Annotated in this window: 17 protein-coding genes and 1 pseudogene; all 18 read right to left on the bottom strand. The window is 46.0% G+C overall.

The window, feature by feature from the left end; all coding sequences use genetic code 11:
* Positions 1 to 110: 110 nt before the first annotated feature.
* Positions 111 to 1,103 (bottom strand): NAD(P)H-dependent flavin oxidoreductase, encoded by a 993-nt coding sequence (locus ABLT31_RS36725; protein WP_367760680.1) that lies wholly within the window; start codon positions 1,101 to 1,103, stop codon positions 111 to 113.
* A 20-nt stretch (positions 1,104 to 1,123) separates the two neighbouring features.
* The gene (locus ABLT31_RS36720) at positions 1,124 to 1,573 is read right to left on the bottom strand and encodes a MaoC/PaaZ C-terminal domain-containing protein (protein ID WP_367760679.1); all 450 of its coding nucleotides are present in this window, start codon (positions 1,571 to 1,573) and stop codon (positions 1,124 to 1,126) included.
* Positions 1,574 to 1,597: 24 nt separating this feature from the next.
* The gene (locus tag ABLT31_RS36715; RefSeq protein ID WP_367760678.1) at positions 1,598 to 2,353 is read right to left on the bottom strand and encodes an SDR family NAD(P)-dependent oxidoreductase; all 756 of its coding nucleotides are present in this window, start codon (positions 2,351 to 2,353) and stop codon (positions 1,598 to 1,600) included.
* A 53-nt stretch (positions 2,354 to 2,406) separates the two neighbouring features.
* Positions 2,407 to 2,613, bottom strand: a pseudogene (locus tag ABLT31_RS36710) (CoA-transferase); the annotation flags it as partial.
* 28 nt (positions 2,614 to 2,641) lie between these two features.
* Complete coding sequence (locus ABLT31_RS36705; RefSeq protein WP_367760682.1) at positions 2,642 to 4,141, bottom strand: acyl-CoA carboxylase subunit beta; 1,500 nt, start codon at positions 4,139 to 4,141, stop codon at positions 2,642 to 2,644.
* A 72-nt stretch (positions 4,142 to 4,213) separates the two neighbouring features.
* The gene (locus ABLT31_RS36700; protein ID WP_367760677.1) at positions 4,214 to 4,996 is read right to left on the bottom strand and encodes an enoyl-CoA hydratase; all 783 of its coding nucleotides are present in this window, start codon (positions 4,994 to 4,996) and stop codon (positions 4,214 to 4,216) included.
* A gap of 11 nt (positions 4,997 to 5,007) precedes the next feature.
* Complete coding sequence (locus ABLT31_RS36695; protein WP_367760676.1) at positions 5,008 to 5,931, bottom strand: hydroxymethylglutaryl-CoA lyase; 924 nt, start codon at positions 5,929 to 5,931, stop codon at positions 5,008 to 5,010.
* A gap of 60 nt (positions 5,932 to 5,991) precedes the next feature.
* Positions 5,992 to 6,204, bottom strand: coding sequence for an acetyl-CoA carboxylase biotin carboxyl carrier protein subunit (locus ABLT31_RS36690; RefSeq protein ID WP_367760675.1), 213 nt, complete (start codon positions 6,202 to 6,204; stop codon positions 5,992 to 5,994).
* Between the two features lie 58 nt (positions 6,205 to 6,262).
* A complete protein-coding gene (locus tag ABLT31_RS36685) occupies positions 6,263 to 7,624 on the bottom strand; it encodes an acetyl-CoA carboxylase biotin carboxylase subunit (protein WP_367760674.1) in 1,362 nt (453 codons plus the stop codon).
* Complete coding sequence (locus tag ABLT31_RS36680) at positions 7,624 to 8,154, bottom strand: gamma carbonic anhydrase family protein (protein ID WP_367760673.1); 531 nt, start codon at positions 8,152 to 8,154, stop codon at positions 7,624 to 7,626. Before ABLT31_RS36680 ends, ABLT31_RS36685 begins: the two co-directional genes overlap by 1 nt.
* A 26-nt stretch (positions 8,155 to 8,180) precedes the next feature.
* A complete protein-coding gene (locus tag ABLT31_RS36675; RefSeq protein WP_367760672.1) occupies positions 8,181 to 8,972 on the bottom strand; it encodes an enoyl-CoA hydratase in 792 nt (263 codons plus the stop codon).
* Between the two features lie 47 nt (positions 8,973 to 9,019).
* The gene (locus ABLT31_RS36670; protein ID WP_367760681.1) at positions 9,020 to 10,591 is read right to left on the bottom strand and encodes an ATP-dependent acyl-CoA ligase; all 1,572 of its coding nucleotides are present in this window, start codon (positions 10,589 to 10,591) and stop codon (positions 9,020 to 9,022) included.
* 331 nt (positions 10,592 to 10,922) lie between these two features.
* Positions 10,923 to 12,665, bottom strand: a complete 1,743-nt coding sequence (locus ABLT31_RS36665; RefSeq protein WP_367760671.1) for a sigma 54-interacting transcriptional regulator — start codon at positions 12,663 to 12,665, stop codon at positions 10,923 to 10,925.
* A gap of 109 nt (positions 12,666 to 12,774) precedes the next feature.
* Entirely contained in the window at positions 12,775 to 13,779 is a 1,005-nt protein-coding gene (locus ABLT31_RS36660; protein WP_367760670.1) for a zinc-dependent alcohol dehydrogenase family protein, read from the bottom strand.
* Between the two features lie 37 nt (positions 13,780 to 13,816).
* Positions 13,817 to 15,076 carry a hydroxymethylglutaryl-CoA reductase, degradative gene (locus ABLT31_RS36655; RefSeq protein ID WP_367760669.1) on the bottom strand — a complete coding sequence of 420 codons (1,260 nt, stop codon included), beginning with the start codon at positions 15,074 to 15,076 and terminating at the stop codon, positions 13,817 to 13,819.
* Positions 15,077 to 15,113: 37 nt separating this feature from the next.
* Complete coding sequence (locus ABLT31_RS36650) at positions 15,114 to 16,388, bottom strand: nickel pincer cofactor-dependent isomerase, group 22 (protein ID WP_367760668.1); 1,275 nt, start codon at positions 16,386 to 16,388, stop codon at positions 15,114 to 15,116.
* 5 nt (positions 16,389 to 16,393) lie between these two features.
* Positions 16,394 to 17,572 carry an iron-containing alcohol dehydrogenase family protein gene (locus ABLT31_RS36645; RefSeq protein ID WP_367760667.1) on the bottom strand — a complete coding sequence of 393 codons (1,179 nt, stop codon included), beginning with the start codon at positions 17,570 to 17,572 and terminating at the stop codon, positions 16,394 to 16,396.
* A gap of 52 nt (positions 17,573 to 17,624) precedes the next feature.
* The gene (locus tag ABLT31_RS36640) at positions 17,625 to 18,374 is read right to left on the bottom strand and encodes an SDR family NAD(P)-dependent oxidoreductase (protein ID WP_367760666.1); all 750 of its coding nucleotides are present in this window, start codon (positions 18,372 to 18,374) and stop codon (positions 17,625 to 17,627) included.
* Positions 18,375 to 18,496 lie beyond the last annotated feature (122 nt).

Genomic DNA, 18,496 nt, shown 5'->3' with positions numbered 1-18,496 from the left:
ATTTCATGCAGCCCGTAGCCATGATAGCAAACAGCAGGACGAAGGCCATAATAGATATTTTTCTCAAGTTAGTCACTCCTTTTTCATATTAGCAAACTCCAAACTAAACTCTAGGAATCTATCAAGCTCGAACTTTCTGCAATCGCTTTCAGTGATGTGATAGCCTGATTATACTCAATTTGAAGCTCTTTAACCGCATCAGCAACAAATTGAATCTGCTGGATAGATCCCACACCTTGTCCTGCGGACCAGACATCTCTCCATGCTTTGATTTCATTTTGGTTCGATGCTGAGAAATCTAGAGATCCTTTTTTTTCGAGCCGGTTGGGATCTAGTCCCGCTTTCCGAATACTAGGGATAAGATAATTGCCATTTACACCGCTAAAAGCATCCGTATAGATTAGATCTTCTAGGTTAGATTCAATCAGCATATCTTGATAATCCTCACTTGCAAAACTTTCGAAGGTGGCGATAAAGCGAGTGCCCATATACACGAGATCAGCACCAAGAGCCTTTGCAGCGACAATATCTTGGCCATCGGATATACAACCCGCGAGAATGGTTATTCCGTCCCAGAATTCCCTTACCTCCTTAATAAAGGCAAAGGGATTAATCGTTCCGGCATGGCCGCCAGCTCCATTGCAAACGAGAATCAGCCCATCTACACCTGTCTGAGCAGCCTTTCTGGCATGAACAAGGTTGCTGACATCCGAGAACACCAAGCCGCCATATTCATGCACAATATCGACAACCGGACCAGGGTGACCGAGTGATGTTATGACAATGGGCGCTTGGTACTTTTGGATTAGCTCCAAATCCTCTTCATATCGTTTATTCGATCGGTGGACGATGAAATTGACTGCCCATGGGGCCACGCGACGCTTAGGCTCGTTCGACCGCACGGCTGCAAGTTCTTTTGTGATTTGTTCCAACCATTCAGTCAAAATATCCGACGTGCGGGCATTCAAGAGCGGAAATGAACCAATAATCCCGGCTTTGCAAGATTCGATCACCATCTCCGGACTAGACACCAGAAACATAGGAGCAGCAATAATCGGTAAGGTTAGTTGATCGGCTATTTGTGAAGGCAATACTTTCATCATTGAATTCCCCCTCCACCCATTTACGTTGTTTTCACTTCCGATTTCCGGTTAATCACAAGCTTCATTTCGGCTACTGCCACCGTCTCACCGGTTTGCTTTCTAATCTCTAGGATCGCGGTTACGACTCCGTTAGAGAGATTCCGTTCTTCAAGATCGACAATCTTTAATTCTACATGAATGGTGTCCCCAATAAAGGTAGGGTTTGTAAAGCGAACTTTCTCCATCCCGTAAAAGGCGACAATGATTCCCGGTTCAAATTGGCATAAGCCGGTTGCCACCGATAAGACAAGCATCCCGTGGGCTATGCGCTGCTTAAAACGCGTGTTTGCCGCATACTCTTGATTCGTGTGCAGAGGGTACCAGTCCCCGCTGAAGGCAGAAAACAGGACTAAGTCCGTCTCTGTTATCGTACGCCCTTTAGATACCCATGTTTCACCAGACTTATATTCTTCAAAATATCGATTAAACACGATTCATCCCTCCCTGACCTTGTATTACCCCCAACCACCCGCAAACTTAATCACTTCGCCGCAAAGGAAATCTGAATCATCCGAAGCGAGAAATACAGCCAGTTTTGCCGACTCTTCTCCTTTGGCTAATCGACCGATCGGAATATTTTTTACAATCTTCTTATATACATCCTCATTACGAATTAATGAGGCAGGAAAATAAGTCTCATTCTCCACAAAATTTTGGGCAATGGCATTAACCTGTATGTTATAGGGGGCTACTTCCTTTCCCAGAGCTTTTGTCAATCCGTTAGCCCCTGCTCTAGCTGCCGAATAAATCGAATACTTGGGTAATCCCGCAACACCAGCTGCCGATGTAACGTTTACAATTTTTCCTCTGTTCTCAGGAATCATGTGCTTTAAAGCGGCCTTACAAGTAAAAAATAATTCGGTCATAAGCGAATGAATGATGGTTTCCCAACTTTCATCCTCTTCTTCGTGGAGCATTTTTCCTTTTCCGGGTTGATTCACATTCACATTGACCAAGACATCAAGTCCGCCCATTTGAGCTGCTAGGCTAGTAATCTGTACTTCAGCAATGCCTTTTTTGGAGAAATCCGCTTCTATGAATCGGATGGGTGGCAAGTTGACCCCTTGTCTTGCCAACTCATCTTTTGCCCGATTTAGATCGTTTGTCTGTAAAACTAGGATAGCCCCTTCTTGTTGAAACTGTTTAGCGATAGCAGGGCCCATATATTCCCCGCAGTTCGTGATTAAACACACTTTCCCTTCTAATTTCATCCGGTTCCTCCAATCCCGCTCAAAAACTTATATTCCTCCTATTGCTAAGAGAGCTTTCCGGTTAGCGGGAGGGTGCATTCCTTTTTAAGCTTAGATTCCCCGTGCTTGTTCACATGCTCCATGATCACAATCACTCGTTTGCCGCCATAGAAAAGATCGATGGTTCCACCCATCCCTTAGATCATCTTCCCAGGAATCATCCCATTCGCTAAATCACCGTTTTCAGAGACTTCCATTCCCCCGGGAATCGCCAGATCAATTTCCCTCATCCCTCTCCATCCTTATGGATTAAACAGGATATACCGGGTGCTTTCGCTGCGAAAATGCAACATACTTCGAAGAATACGCTTCAAAACGATGGATCAATTCTTCCCTCAAAGAATTAGGCTGAATAATGCCATCAATGATCATTTCCGAGGCCAAACGGTAGATATCTATATCTCTTCGATATTCCTCTCTTTTTTGTTCAATAAAAGAGGCCCGTTCATCTTCAGGTAATTGAGAGATTTTATTCGCGTACACGGCATTCACCGCAGCCTCCGGTCCCATTACCGCAATTTGTGCTGTAGGCAAGGCCAGGCAGCAATCAGGTTCAAACGCAGGGCCAGCCATGGCATAGAGGCCTGCACCGTAGGCTTTACGGACGATAATGGAGATTTTCGGCACAGTCGCTTCGGACATGGCAGAGATCATTTTTGCCCCATGGCGAATGATTCCCGCTCGTTCCACTTTCGTTCCGATCATAAATCCTGGTACATCCACTAAAAACAGGATAGGAATATTAAAGGCATCGCAGAGCGTAATGAACTTGGCTGCCTTATCAGCCGTATCATGGAACAATACCCCACCCTTCACGCGCGGCTGGTTGGCAATGAGCCCCATGGTCTTTCCATTCATGCGGGCTAAGCCGGTAATCAATTCGCTTGCAAACAGCTTCTTGATTTCAAAAAAGGAGCCCTCGTCTATTATTCTTTCAATTAGGTCATACATATTGAAAGGAGCATTCTGATTAGATGGAAGAATCTCTTCTAATGTTTTATCAAACCCTTTAGGTTCAATGGCATCCTGAATGGGAGGTTTTTCAGAAAAGTTAGCAGGAAAATAAGAAAGATAGTTTCGCGCCAAGGAAATCGCTTCTTCCTCATTTTTCGCCAATACATCGCCGCAACCTGAAACGGAGCAATGCATCCGTGCCCCACCCATCTCCTCCAACGTGACTTTTTCGCCAATGACCATTTCCGCCATCCGCGGGGAACCAAGATACATGGAGGCATTGCCCTCGACCATAATCACAATGTCGCAAAACGCAGGAATGTAAGCTCCTCCTGCCGCGGATGGACCAAACAAAAGGCAAATCTGCGGGATTTTACCCGAAAGCTTAACCTGATTGTAGAAAATGCGCCCCGCCCCCCGGCGACCAGGGAACATTTCGATTTGATCCGTAATGCGGGCCCCTGCAGAATCTACAAGGTAGATTAACGGTACGCTCATTTTCTCAGCTGTTTCTTGAATTCGGATAATTTTTTCTACGGTTCGCGATCCCCAGGACCCCGCTTTCACCGTGGAATCATTAGCCATCACGCATACGACTTGGCCATTCACTTTACCTATCGCCGTTACAACACCATCGGCCGGAAGATCTCCAGCCATGGAATTGGCAAATAACGCATCTTCTAGCTCGAATCCGGGATCAAATAATAATTTTAAACGGTCACGAACAAACAATTTCCCTTGCTTTGCATTACTTTCGTGGTACTTCTGAGCTCCGCCCTGCTTAATTTGTTCCATCCGATCCTGCAACGTTAATTCTAGGGATTTCAATTCAACGGACACTGCGTTCTCCTCCTCTATTAGATCTCTCTATTCACCTTTGTATATAGGCTTGCGCTTTTCTTTAAAGGCTTGCAGCCCCTCAAGTCGGTCTTTTGTGGGAATGGTGACTTCATAGGCATTTTGCTCGATCGAAAGCCCTGTATTCAAATCGACGTCGTATCCCTTGTCAATGGCGAACTTCGCCTGAGCTATTGCGATGGGGGCATTGCAAACGATCTGCCCAGCCAGTTCCATGGCTTTTTCCATCAATACATCCGTTGATGTCACATACTCAACCAAGCCAATTTCCAAGGCTTCCTTCGCATCGATCCGTTTTGCTGTAAAGATAAGCTCTTTTGCCCGCCCTTTACCCACCAATCTGGATAAGCGCTGCGTACCGCCAGCCCCTGGGATAATCCCGAGGGAAGTTTCCGTAAGCCCTAGCTTGGCTGTCTCGGCGGCAATGCGGATATCGCATGCCAAGGCCAATTCCGTTCCTCCCCCAAAAGCTACACCATTGACAGCCGCGATCACCGGTTGGGGCAATTCCTCCAGCGCATTAATGTTGCTGCGAATTAGGGAAACGGTTTTACGTACCTGTGCCATGTCCATCCCTGAGCGTTCTTTCAAATCCGCTCCGGCACAAAACGCCTTTTCCCCTCCCCCCGTGATAATCAAGCAGCGGACGCTGCGATTGAATCGGATTTCGTCCAAGGCTTCACGGAGCTGATACAGCATTTGCAAGGATAGGGCATTGGCTGCCTCCGGTCGGTTTAAGGTGATAACGACGATTCCTTCCTTATGGTTTGTAACCGAAATTGAGTTTTCCATATTTCCCCCTGTTAACATACCGTTTTTTCAGCGCCGTCATCGGTGCTGCACATTTGCAGATGATGACTCGGCAGCTTTCGTCCCAATTTGCTCTGAATAAAAAAGGCTGAAGAAAGCAGCTTATCCTGGTCAACTCCAGTCTCAATCCCCATGCCGTGAAGCATATAGAGCAAATCATCGGTTGCCAGATTGCCGGACGCACCCGGTGCGTAAGGACAGCCTCCTAAGCCGCCAAGGGCTCCATCAAATTTCGAGATTCCCATATCCAGGGACGCCAGGATATTAGCCATCGCCGTACCGCGGGTATCATGGAAATGCATGGCCAGCTTTTCAGCAGGAACACGCTTCAAAAGTGTCTCCAGTACCTCCTGCACTTGCCTTGGATTAGCCACGCCAATGGTATCGCCGAGTGACAGCTCTCCGATTCCCATTTCCAATAGGGACTCCGATACCCGAATAACGTCTTCCATTTTAACGGCCCCTTCGTAGGGACAACCAAAAACAGTGGAAACATAACCGCGCACGGACTTCCCCGCAGCCTTTGCCTCCTTCACCACCTCTCCCAATACAGGGAACGTATCGGTAATTGACTTATTGATGTTTTTCATATTATGGGTTTCGCTGGCTGACATAAAGATCGATACTTCATCAATCCTCGCCTCCAGGGCTGCTTCCAGCCCCTTTTGATTGGGGACGAGTGCTGCATAGGTAACCCCTGGAACGCGCTCAATCCTCCTAGCGACCTCTGCCGCATCAGAAAGCGCCGGAATCCATTTCGGATTCACAAACGAAGTGATTTCGATATACCCCAGGCCGCTCAATGAAAGCTGGTTGATCCAAGAAATTTTATCTTCAGTAGCAATAAACCCTTTTTCATTTTGCAATCCGTCTCTTGGACCAACTTCCTTTATCGTTGCAGTCTTTGGCCATTTCATCGCCTAGCCTCCTTCATCTATGTGCCGTGACGGGGCCCCTTGGGGGCTTTCCCGTTAGATTTACCGCAGTTCTACAAGGACATCTCCTTCATTGACAAAATCTCCTTCATTCACTTTGAGTTCCTTTACCGTACCGCTGGACTCTGAAGCAATCGGAATCTCCATTTTCATGGATTCCAAAATGACAACATCCTGACCGATCTCTATTTGGTCTCCCGGTTTAACCAAAACCTTCCATACATTTCCTGTCATATTCGATAATATTTGGCTCATTTCTCTGTCCTCCCAGTTCTTCACTCTCTTTCAAAGTGCTCTGTGCAGTTTCTTTATCTTACTTCGCCTTAGTTACAGCTGCTCCTTGCAAATATTTCGCCACAAAACTTGTGGTCGTATCTCCAGTGAGGAAGGCTTCATGGGCCGCAACTTCTTGCAGCATGGGAATATTCGTTTTAATCCCCTCTACAAGGTAGTCTTGGAGGGCATTCCTTAATCGTCCGATGGCTTCTTCCCTGTTTTTCCCTTTAACGACAAGCTTAGCAATCATAGGATCATAAAAAGGGGTAACGGTCGATTGCTCGCGTACCGCCAATTCGTGTCGTATTCCCGGGCCTTCGGGGATCACCAATTTGGTAATCTTGCCGGGTGACGGGAAAAACGTCTTCGGATCTTCCGCATAGACCCGGACTTCAATCGCATGACCTTCGAGCTTTACCTCATCCTGGCCAAACGCTAAAGGTTCACCTGATGCAATTCGCAGCTGCTGCTCAACCAAATCCAGCCCCGTAATCTCCTCCGTTACCGGATGCTCAACCTGAAGTCGCGTGTTCATTTCCAAAAAGTAAAATTGCTTATCAGCATCCACCAGGAATTCAACGGTACCCGCATTGCTGTATCCCAGAGAATGAGCGGCCCTAACAGCGGCTTCTCCCATCCGGCTTCGGGTCACCTCATCCAAAAAGATGGAGGGTGCTTCCTCCAAGACCTTTTGGTGCCTACGCTGAATGGAACATTCGCGTTCCCAGAGATACACCGTATTTCCTTGTTGATCTGCAAGAATTTGGATTTCAATATGACGCGGATTTTCTACATATTTTTCTATGTACATGGCTCCATCACCGAAAAAGTCGGTTGCTCTCTTCTGGTTCCCGGCAAAAGCTTTTCGGATTTCTTCTTCGTTTCTGACAATTTGCATCCCAATCCCGCCGCCGCCGGCAGAAGCCTTAAGCATAACCGGGTATCCCATCTCTTGGGCCACTTGCACGGCTTCCTCGACATCGGCAAGCGGATTTAAAATCCCCGGAACTACAGGTACGCCTGCTTTTTCCATCGCGCGCCGCGATTCGATCTTACTGCCCATTTGCGAAATGACATCAGCTGACGGCCCGATAAAGACGACCCCAGCCTCCTCACATTTGCGTGCGAATGCAGCATTTTCCGATAGGAGCCCATATCCGGGATGAACCGCCTCCGCACCCGACGACTTGGCAATCTCAATGATCTTCTCCATATTTAAATAACTATCGGCCACACGCGGGCCCCCAACCAGGTAAGCTTCATCGGCCATCTCCACATGAGGTGCTTCGGCATCCGCTTCGGAATAGATGGCCACCGTTCCGATCCCCATCAGCCGGCAAGTCCGGATCACCCGTACCGCGATTTCCCCGCGATTAGCAATTAGAATTTTTTGGAACATTATCCATTCCTCCTCAAATCACTGATTCCTTGGTTCATATAATTCTGGGATAATTGCTGATACCACTTCGAGCTCTCCTGTACCCACCATAGCGAAGCCCCTTCGATATCCTTCTTCTTCCGAGCTGGTATACCGGCAATTAAAATTCGGGAAGGAAACTCGGTGTTTGCGGAAACAACGCTTCCAGCTGCCACCACGGATTCTTCTCCGATTCGCGCATTATCCAGGATTACGGCATTCATCCCAATCACTGTGCTTCGGCCAATCCGGCAATTATGCAAAATCGCTCCGTGACCAACCGTCACGTCTTCATCAATATAAGTACCGCCGTCCGTCATATGGATTACGCAATTATCCTGAACACTGCTTCGAGCGCCAACAACGATAGGCCCTAAATCTCCTCGCAAAACGGCGCCAAACCAGACACTTGCTCCGTCTTCGACAATAACGTCACCAATAATAGTGGCATTCGGAGCAATGAAGGCAGAGTTGGCAATGATCGGCTTTTTTCCGTTATATTCCAAAATCATGCAAGTTCTCCTTTTTATGGACTCCTCTATTTGTGGGTGAACCGGGGATCCCTTTTTTCAATAAAGGCATTAACCCCTTCCTTAATGTCCTCGGTTTGGAACACTTCCCCAAAATATTTGGCTTCTATTTTAAGTCCTTCCCCCAGGGTTGCAGCATTTCCTTCATCCACCGCTTTTTTCATGAGGGAAAGAGCCGGCAGAGAAAATCGGGAAATCCGTTGGGCTAACTCTTTTGCTTTTTCAAGCGCGCTCCCTTGAGGGACAACATCATTCACTAGCCCGATTCGCTTCGCTTCATAAGCCGGTATGGGCTCTCCAGTGAACATCATTTCTTTGGCTTTTCCCGCTCCAATTAACCTTGGAAGGCGCTGAGTCCCTCCAGCTCCAGGAAACAATCCGAGTTTGATTTCCGGAAGTCCAATAAGAACCTGTTCTTCCGCGATTCGCATATCACAAGAAAGGGCCAGCTCACAACCCCCGCCAAGGGCAAACCCATTGATGGCAGCAATCGTCGGTTTCGAAAGGTTTTCAATTTTATTCAAGGGCTCCTGAAGCCACAGCGACCTCGTCTCTGCATATTCCGCTCCTATGCCCATCCAGCCCGGGAACTCCTTGATATTTCCCCCGGCAACAAAAGCTTTATTTCCTCTGCCGGAAAGGATAACGGCGATCACTTCTCGGTCTCGTTCAACCTCATCAGCCACTTTGTTCAGCTGTTCAACAACGGCCGAGCTTAAGGTATTCATCGGTGGATTATCAATAAAAATGATAGCGACTCCATCTTCTTTAGACCAATAGACAACTTTATCTGAATCCATAAAAATACCCCCTTTCATAAAATTCAAAATCCAAATAAAAGCAAAGATCAAGCATTTCTTTTCACGATATAGCCCCCCTTTTCACGATCCCAGGCTGTCGCAATTCCCTCTTCCTTTAATTTGAACTTCTGAATGCGCTCTGTTGCTGTTTTAGGGAAGGATTCAACAAATTGGACATAGCGCGGTACCATAAAGTAGGCCATACGTTCTTCACACCACTTTATGACCTCCTCATAGGCCATGGATTCTCCCTGCTTCAAGAGAATATAAATCTTTACATCTTCTTCACCGACCTCCGAAGGAACGCCAACGGCCGCTGATTCAAGAACTTTCGGATGATTATTGACGACCTTTTCAATTTCCCATGAAGAGATATTCTCACCGCGGCGCCGAATACTCTGTTTCAGGCGATCGCTGAAATAAAGATATCCCTCCTCATCCTTAAAGCCTCTATCCCCTGTATGGAACCAACCGCCCCTACATGCTTCCGCTGTCTCTTCTGGCATTTTATAATAACCTTCCATTAAGGCATGGGGCTCCAAAGACCGAATCAAGATCTCACCCACTTGCCCTGCTTGCAAGCGGTTTCCGTTTTCATCGACAACCTTTGTTTCTACGTAAGTGAAAGCTTTTCCAATCGATGGAGGACGATTGTCATGTAATGGATTAGATACGCAAAAGCCTGCTGTTTCGGTCAAGCCATAGCCTTCCACAATTTGAACTCCAAAGCGTTCCTCGAAAGGCTTCCAAAATTCCTTCGGCGTAGCTGCACAGGCTGTCAGTCTTGCCGGATTATGGCAATCATCTTCTCGCTCCGGCTGTTTGCAAAGAATGGGAATCATTGAACCCAATGAATTAAAGATGGTAGCGCCATGGAATCGAATCTCATCCCAAAAACGAGAGGCACTAAACTTCTTGCTCATGGCAACGGTTGCATTTGCATGGATAGCCCCTAATGTAGTAGGCGCTTGCGCATTAATATGAAACAAAGGTAAAGTTGTAAACAGGATATCATCCGATTGAGCACCAATCATGTGGTCAGCGAATGCTTGTGCAGCGTTGACATAAGCAACATGACTTAGCATGACGCCTTTTGGCACCCCTGTTGTACCGGAAGTGTAAAGAATACTATTCACAGAAGCGGGTGAAATCGTTTCGTTTGGAATGTAAAGATGATTACAATTGAATAACTCTTCCAAACCCATCACCGGAACCTCTGAACCATTTTCGATGGTGATAGCGCTCTCTTTTTTCTCCCGCACGATGACCTTTATATCTTTCTGGATGAAAGGAAGACACGTGATGACGGAAGAGACAAACTCCTGCTCAACAATGATTAGTTTAGAATCGGAGTGAGTGAGGATATACTGCAAACCCTCCCCTTTTAAATGAACATTCAAGGGAACAAGAATAGCGCCTAAAAAAGATAATCCAAACCAAATATCCAGGTATTCAGGAGAATTATGCAACATAACACAAACCTTATCATTCTTGCGAATGCCCCATTCATAGAGACCTGCAGCCGTTTTGGCCACTCGGTGATGAAGCTCTTCGTATGTAATCCTTTGATGCTCAAATTGCAAATAGACTTTATCCGGTGTTTTTTCAATGCTTCGCATTAAAAACTGAGGTAAATTGATCTGCTCCAACCTGAATTCTCCTTTGCTTATAATTTTCTCCACTCCTCGTAATGAACCCAACCATTTATTTTTTAAACCTTTCCTTCTATTCGAATTAATATTAAAGCAAGAATAATGCCAAACTTTGTAACAATTCAAAAAGTTACGGTTATCAGGCATTTTTCCTTATGCAGGATTTTAGAGCCAACACCTTTTGTCTCTATTTTGCGACACATAATCCCAGAACCCTAGTATTCACGCACTTTCGCACTTATGCAACACATTCGCGAATTTGCAACATTTAAGTATACTGCTTAAAACAAAAAAGGGCTTATTCGCCCTTTTCCAGATTTTCCAGTATTCTATATTTCTCTATTTTTCTGTATAAGCTGGCCCGATGAATTCCTAGTAGACTGGCTGCCTCCTGTATCTTTCCGGATGCTTTTTTTAGCGCCTTCATTATGGCTCTCCGCTCAGCTCGCTCGACTTCCATCTGAAGAGAACCTATGCCTTCACGGTCAGCTTCCTTCTCTTGCTTATTCCTCAGATAAAGAGGCAAATGCTCCGTTTGAATGATATTTTTATCAATAACGTTCATAGAGCGTTCAAGCACGTTTTCCAGTTCCCTCAGATTTCCTGGCCAATCATGTTCCATGAATATGTTTCTTACATTTTCATCGATTCCCATAACGTTGGTTCCTAGTTCACGATTCAGTTTAGTGATCATAAACTCTATAACGGGAGAAATATCTTCTTTTCTTTCTCTTAGCGGAGGAATATCTATAGTAAATACATTCAAACGATATAACAAATCTTCTCTAAATTTACCCTGGTGAATCATTTCCCACAAATTTTGGTGAGTTGCTGCAATAAACCGAACATCAATTTGGCTTATTTTTGTACCACCGATTCTTTCAATTTCCTTTTCTTGCAATACGCGTAGCAATTTGGCCTGCATATCTAACGGCATATCGCCAATCTCATCCAAGAAAAGAGTTCCATTTTTAGCTAATTCAATCTTACCAGGCTTGCCCCCTTTTTTAGCTCCGGTAAAGGCGCCATCCTCATAACCGAATAGCTCTGCTTCAAATAGCTCCTTAGGAATGGCAGCACAATTAAGACGAATGAACGGGCCTTCCGATCTTGGACTCGCATGGTGGATCGCATGGGCAAATAACTCTTTTCCTGTTCCGCTTTCTCCTCTAATTAAAATGGTAGAACGGCTTCTCGATACTTTCATAGAAATGTTTTTAACCTCATTGATTCTTTTACTGCTTCCTATAATATTATCGAAAGAATATTTTGTACTTTGAAGGCGTTTTAATTCTGTTTCATAGTAATTCAACTTCGTTTCCATAGTATTGATTTGGCTTGCTAGGGATTTTAAGTCCCTTACGTCATGGAACATGATTTTCCCTATGGCACCTGCGATTTCTCCATCCCTGAAAATAGGAACCCGCATGACAATGATCTTTTGTCCATTCAGCTGTTGCAGATCCCCTATCTCTGCTTGACCTGTTTGGAGCACGATGTGCATTCTTGTGTTTTCAATAACTTCTGTGCAATGCCTGCCTATAATCGAATGGCGATCTTTAACCCCCAAAAATTGGGCATAGCCGTCGCTTACAAAATCGATATTACCATCTCTATCTACACCCAGAAAACACTCTGACAGCTCATTCAGGGCATTTTCATACTGATCAATGCTTCGTTTCAAAACATGAGCATGATTGTTTATGATACTTGTAATATCTTGAAATATTATAATGGATCCTAGCAGTTCATTCTTACCATAAACCAAAGATTGATTTACGATAAACGTTTGATCTTCCATTTTCCACTCATAGCTAAAGGCCACTCCATTCTTTTCATCTGCCGGTTGGGATTTAAGAAGAGGAAAGATCATTCCAAAATCCATTCCAATCAATTCATCTTCTTTCTTCTTGAACATGTTACAGGCGGACTTGTTGCAATAAACAATTTTCCCATTGCGATCTATAATGATTACTTCGTTATTTATAGACTCAAAAAGGCTACTATTGTGTTGGAATTCTATCAGTGGTTTACTAACCATTCCTACCGTCCCCCTCTGCCTGTAAGTACTTCATTTATTTTACAACAATCATGAATTATTTTTCATAAAAAAAAGAGAGTTTGGACACCCCAAACTCCCCTTTCTACTGTTATTCCCTAAACCTTTCATTTACTAGCGTGACCTTTCCCATGTTCTTCCCAGACTCCAGATAACGATGAGCATCAGCTACCTGGTCAAATGAAAATAAATGAGGATCTATCAGCGGTTGAATTTTCCCTTCATCCACTAGCTTGCTGATCTCCCTCAATATTTCTCCATGCTGAACCCGATGGACTTTGGTTATAAGCGGAAGCAGCATAAATACCACATGCAAGGTCAAGCCTTTGGCATGAAGGGGATCTAAATTATGAGTGGATCGAGCGATAATGGATACGACGGTTCCACGGACCGCTGCAGCTTGAAAGGAGCGGTCCAGATTTTCTCCCCCCACGGTATCCAGTACAACATCGAAGCCTGTTCCTTGCGTATATATTTGAACGTATTCTTGAACCGGCATCTCCCGATAATTAATCGGAAAATCGGCGCCCAATCTCTTTGCCGTATCCAATTTCTCTTTGGAGGAAGCCGTCGTATAAACCGTTGCACCTGCCCATTTGGCCAGCTGAATGGCCACATGACCTACCCCTCCTGTCGCCGCATGAATCAGTACTTTCTGTCCAGGAACCAGCCGTGCCCTTTCAATCAAGGCTTCCCAGGCGGTAATGCTGACAAGCGGCAGAGCGGCTGCCTCTCTCATCGTCAAAGAACGTGGTTTTAGTGCAAGCAAAGAGGCATCTGCCACCATATAGTCCGCAAGGGCCCCGGCCTCCCCCTTTAAACCGCCAGCACAACCATAAACTTCATCACCCGGCTTGAAATGGGTGACCCCTTCGCCTACCTCTTCTATAACTCCGGCAACATCCCCGTGAAGGACCGCAGGAAACTCAGGGGCCAACCCCTTTACTAACCCTTGACGCATTTTTAAATCAACGGGATTCACACTTGAAGCTGCTACACGTATTAAAACATGCCCCGGAGTGACTGTCGGTTTTGGTAGCTCAACTAACTGAAAAACAGATGGATCCCCAAAGGATCGAATAACTTGCACCTTCAATATATTTAACCCTCCCTAAAGTATGGCAAGCAGGATCTCAGCTATGTTTATTTCCTACCAGTTGCTTTGCCCGATCCATCTGAATCTTGCCTTCCTCGATCATCTGCTGGGCGATTTGATCAATTTCTGCTCCCACTGCCCCAGCCATCATGGCAATATTTTTTGCATGCAGCTTCATATGGCCTTTTTGAATCCCTTCGCTCGCTAAAGCCCTAAGAGCTGTTAGATTTTGCGCAAGCCCAACCGATGCGATGATTTCAGCCAATCGCTTCGCCGATTCAATGCCAAGAATTTTTAAGTTGCTTTTGACTTTGGGGTGAACGGCTGTTGCCCCACCAATAATGCCGACCGCCATCGGCAATTCGAGGGTCCCTACCAGATCTCCTGCTTGGTTTTTCTCCCATACCGACAGGCTAGTGTAGCGGCCCGATCTGGCTGCATAAGCATGCGCACCAGCCTCAACAGCACGGGTATCGTTTCCGGTTGCAAGCACAACGGCACTGATTCCATTCATGATCCCCTTGTTATGGGTCGCCGCCCGGTATGGATCCAGAGCGGCAAATCGATAGGCACTCACGATCCGATCCACTGTCTCTTCCCCATGAAGCTCCTCTTTTTTCACCGTGCATCGAACTCTTGCCAATCGCTGATCCGCCAGATTAGAAATAATTTTAAGGTTTGCACGGCCTCCAGAGAGGCTCTCTAGCATAGGCGCAATGCTCTCAGCCATCGTATTGGCTGTGTTGGCTCCCATTGCGTCTAGCACATTTACGATCAAGTGCACAATGACCATAGGATACGGTTCAACGTCCAATACGCGCACCTCCAGATCTTGTGGGCCGCCTCCAAGCTGAAGAAGCAAGGGATCTTGCTGGCCTGCCAAATGGAGAATCGTCTCCTTGTTTTCCAATATCCTCATCTTGGCTCCAAAAGGATCACGACAGTGCAAAAGCTGGATCTGGGAGAACATCAGCGGTTCTGTTGTCATGGCATAAAAGCCTCCCGCAGAACGCGCCAATTTTGCTCCATGACTGGCAGCAGCAACCACGGAAGATTCCTCTACAGCCATGGGGATCACCACATCCTTGCCGTTGACCACAAAGTTCACCGCTAACCCCAACGGAATTTCCATGATCCCGATGGTATTTTCGATCATACGATCTGCTAGTGCTTCTCCCAAGATACCGAAGTTCTGATAGTTTTTTACATCCTCTTCATTTAAAGAAGTCGCATCAGCCAGCCAGTCAAGTCTTTCTTCCAACGTCTTTAAATGAAACTTGCTTACCTTTGAATTCATCCTCTTCACCTCTTCCTGCCCTTTCGGCTAATCCCTCTTACCAATCGAGATTTCCCTCGGAATCAAAGGTAAAAGGGCGTTTCTCATCAGTAATTGTAAAATGATTCATGGTTAATAGCTGATTTATGATCGCTTCAGAGACCCAAAATTCAGTAAGCTGAAGAGTATTCTTAATCCGAACTACACGAGCCTGCTGCGGAGCAACCAACGTTGCCGATTTCAGTCCAACGGCTAAAACTTCCCGATCATTTTCCAGGAGCAATGGCATTTTTGCACTTCCAAACAATCCAGCGGTAATGACATTCGCATACGTCACCTGGAGATTGATTTTCTTGAAGCACCTCATGGTCGTTAAATCAGCCATGCCAATCCCCGTTGCATTACCATGAGTTTCCTCCGTTAAGTCAAGTACAGCAATTCTCTTAATAGCGGAGACGTCTTCAAATGCTACAGGAAAGACAGATCTTCCTGTAACATTGGGATCCATTCCTTCCCCACTAATGTCTTTGCCTATTTGATCTACAATTAAGAAGTCAATCGGACTAATATTAATCTTCGCCAACAAACTCTTCGCTTTGGCTAGAAGTTTAGGCTCCTCCATGGCTATCCGGTCTTTTGGGATGACGTAAATATTCTCCACTTCATCATAGCTGTTCTCCACCACAGCAACCGAAAAAACTACGGGAGCATGATCGGTAATAAATTGGCCGGCACCCGGGATGAGGGTAGAAAAGGATGGAAATCCCGCACGATGAATCGATGCGGCCCCTTTGTGTTTCCCTAAACCTATGCTCAGCATTTTATAAACTCCGCTTTCAATAGGTCCTTTGAAATCTGTATGTGGCTTGATGCGGCAAATAGGAATAATAAGATCGCTCTCCAAAGCGGCCTTGCTAAAATGAATAGGAACTCCTTGTACCTCACCTAACTCCAAGGTTTCCATAGAAGGGTCAATAGGTACCCCCATCGTTTCCTCTGTAATTCCATAGCTGGATAGAACGTTTCGCTGCCCCTCCGGTGTTCCTCCTCCATGGCTGCCCATAGCCGGGACGATAATAGGAGAAGCTCCCAAGTCATGCAGGATCTCAATCACCGTGCGAACAATAAACGATAAATGTCTGATCCCTCTACTCCCTACAGCAAGGGCAATTTTCATTTTAGGCCTGATAGAATTCCTAATGTGCGGCTGATAGATCTGCTTCTGAAGAACAGAGCGAATTTCACCCCGATCCAGCATCGCAGGGTCAAAATGCTGGTAAACCTTGTTCATCATGGGACTGTCGAATTCCAGACCATTTTCCAAGATCGCCATCTTCTTTATCTTACCTTGTCCAGCAGGAACTCCCCGCACATTGCCCGTTGAAAGATATTCTCTATTTCTTTCTCACTTAGGCGCTTGGGAGAATTGCTCTGAAGCCGTTCCATTCCGAAAGAGCTTTTAGCTAGCATGGGAAGCAACTCCTCAGCAATATGCAGTTCTTTAAGGGTGGTAGGCAATTCTATCCTCTTTTGGAGATCTACAATGCTTCGGATCAAAGAGTTGATCGTATCTTGCACTGTACTTTCTTCCACTCCTGCAACTCTTGCTAGATTCATGATTTTTTCTTCACGCAGGGGTGCAATAACCTCTAGCACATAGGGAAGGACCAGACTATTGGAAAGACCATGAGAGAGATGGCAATAGACTCCGAGGGAAAAGGCTAGCCCGTGCACCATCCCGGCCCCATCCGTCGTATTGAGCACAAGCCCGCCCATCATGCTGCCCACAGCCATTTCTGATCGCGCGCGGAGATCGTACCCATTCTTGCAGCAAGCTTCTAAATTCGTCCAAATCTTTCGGAAGGCCGATAATGCCAATTCATCGGTATAAGGCGAAGACCGTACCGCGAGGTAGCCTTCAATAGCATGAACCAAAGCGTCAATGCCGGTATGGGCTGTAATCACGGGTGGAAGCGTGAGCGTGAGTTCAGGGTCAACGATCGCAGCAGTGGCTAGGATATGAGGGCTGCAGATGACACTTTTCAAATTCGTTTCTTCATCGGTTAAGACCGCAAACTTCGAAACCTCCGAACCCGTTCCGGAAGTCGTCGAAATCATGATGGTGGGAAGACCCGGAGAAGGTACCTTATCGATCCCTACAAAATGCAGAATCGGTTCCTCATGCACCATGGAAAGAGCAACGGCTTTAGCCAAGTCAAGCGAGCTTCCTCCCCCCAGGCCGATGACCAGTTCAATTTCCTCTTTCTTTGCTATACGTAAGGCATCCTGATAATTACTTACAGTAGGCTCTGCTTTGGTTTCATCAAAAATGGCAACCGTTAATAATTCATCACCCAATACGGATAGAATTTTATCAACAATTCCTGCTTTTCTTATCCCTAAATCAGTAACCAAAAGCACTCGTTTGGCACCCAGCTCATTCACCAGTTCCTTCAATCTTTGAATGCTGCCTTGACCACTGAAAATCCGAGATGGAGAAGCAATGGTATAGCTCATTGTAAACCTCCTCTATTTTTATGTATTACTTAGGAAATCCACTTGGGTATCCCTACTCCATGAGAATTCCTCCATTAACATTGAGAATTTGCCCCGTAATATAATTGGACGCTTGAGAGGCAAGGAAAATGGCGGCTTCAGCAATATCCTCCGGTTCTCCCATTCTCTGCAGCGGTACGGTTTCCGGTCGGTAAGGAATTCCGTCTGTCATATGACTGTTCACTGGACCCGGGGCAATGCCGTTGACATAAACCCCTTTAGGGGCCGCTTCCTTTGCTACGGATTTAACGAAGCTGTGGACTCCGCCCTTGGAAGCCACATAGTCCGTGCCTGCAATCACTCCTCCCACTTTTCCAGCAATCGATCCGATACAGACGATTTTTCCGCTCTCTTGATAGGCCATTTGCCGGTAAACGGATTGAACCGTCAAAAACATCCCTGTCAGATTGACGTCCATGACCCGATTCCAATCCTCAACAGACAATTCTAAGAAATTGGTACGCCTTACGATTCCGGCGCAAGCTACAAGAATATCAATCTTGCCAAAATGATTGACGGTTGCCTGTACCAAAGCATTCACTTGATCGGGATTGGTAATGTCACATTGGATCCCCAGGGATCTTCTGCCATATTTCTCAACATCGGACACCACGCTTTCGAAAGGAAGAACGTCGCTTACGACAACATCGGCTCCTTCCCTTGCCAAGGCGCGCGCAACACACGCACCAATCCCCCTTGCTCCCCCGGTCACGATCGCGGTTTGTCCCTGCAGCTGAATCGGTCCGCTAATTCGTTTCTTCATTTTAAGCACCTCGCATTTATATTCTTAATATTTAGACTACAATAGGTAAAAGTAAAAACTAGCGTACTTAATCCACCAGCCACATGATCAATTCCGGGAACATCATGAGCAGGGCGAGAACG

The organism is Ammoniphilus soli, assembly GCF_040813775.1.
Note: the sequence above shows the minus strand (reverse complement) of the source record. Positions and strands in the feature narration are given on the sequence as shown.

What these genes read in the sequence shown, in the direction of transcription:
- ABLT31_RS36725 (WP_367760680.1), bottom strand. Translation starts at nt 1,103, where the DNA reads ATGATGAAAGTATTGCCTTCACAAATAGCCGATCAACTAACCTTACCG.
- ABLT31_RS36715 (WP_367760678.1), bottom strand. Translation starts at nt 2,353, where the DNA reads ATGAAATTAGAAGGGAAAGTGTGTTTAATCACGAACTGCGGGGAATAT.
- ABLT31_RS36705 (WP_367760682.1), bottom strand. Translation starts at nt 4,141, where the DNA reads ATGGAACAAATTAAGCAGGGCGGAGCTCAGAAGTACCACGAAAGTAAT.
- ABLT31_RS36700 (WP_367760677.1), bottom strand. Translation starts at nt 4,996, where the DNA reads ATGGAAAACTCAATTTCGGTTACAAACCATAAGGAAGGAATCGTCGTT.
- ABLT31_RS36695 (WP_367760676.1), bottom strand. Translation starts at nt 5,931, where the DNA reads ATGAAATGGCCAAAGACTGCAACGATAAAGGAAGTTGGTCCAAGAGAC.
- ABLT31_RS36690 (WP_367760675.1), bottom strand. Translation starts at nt 6,204, where the DNA reads ATGAGCCAAATATTATCGAATATGACAGGAAATGTATGGAAGGTTTTG.
- ABLT31_RS36685 (WP_367760674.1), bottom strand. Translation starts at nt 7,624, where the DNA reads ATGTTCCAAAAAATTCTAATTGCTAATCGCGGGGAAATCGCGGTACGG.
- ABLT31_RS36680 (WP_367760673.1), bottom strand. Translation starts at nt 8,154, where the DNA reads ATGATTTTGGAATATAACGGAAAAAAGCCGATCATTGCCAACTCTGCC.
- ABLT31_RS36675 (WP_367760672.1), bottom strand. Translation starts at nt 8,972, where the DNA reads ATGGATTCAGATAAAGTTGTCTATTGGTCTAAAGAAGATGGAGTCGCT.
- ABLT31_RS36670 (WP_367760681.1), bottom strand. Translation starts at nt 10,591, where the DNA reads ATGCGAAGCATTGAAAAAACACCGGATAAAGTCTATTTGCAATTTGAG.
- ABLT31_RS36665 (WP_367760671.1), bottom strand. Translation starts at nt 12,665, where the DNA reads ATGGTTAGTAAACCACTGATAGAATTCCAACACAATAGTAGCCTTTTT.
- ABLT31_RS36655 (WP_367760669.1), bottom strand. Translation starts at nt 15,076, where the DNA reads ATGAATTCAAAGGTAAGCAAGTTTCATTTAAAGACGTTGGAAGAAAGA.
- ABLT31_RS36650 (WP_367760668.1), bottom strand. Translation starts at nt 16,388, where the DNA reads ATGGCGATCTTGGAAAATGGTCTGGAATTCGACAGTCCCATGATGAAC.
- ABLT31_RS36645 (WP_367760667.1), bottom strand. Translation starts at nt 17,572, where the DNA reads ATGAGCTATACCATTGCTTCTCCATCTCGGATTTTCAGTGGTCAAGGC.
- ABLT31_RS36640 (WP_367760666.1), bottom strand. Translation starts at nt 18,374, where the DNA reads ATGAAGAAACGAATTAGCGGACCGATTCAGCTGCAGGGACAAACCGCG.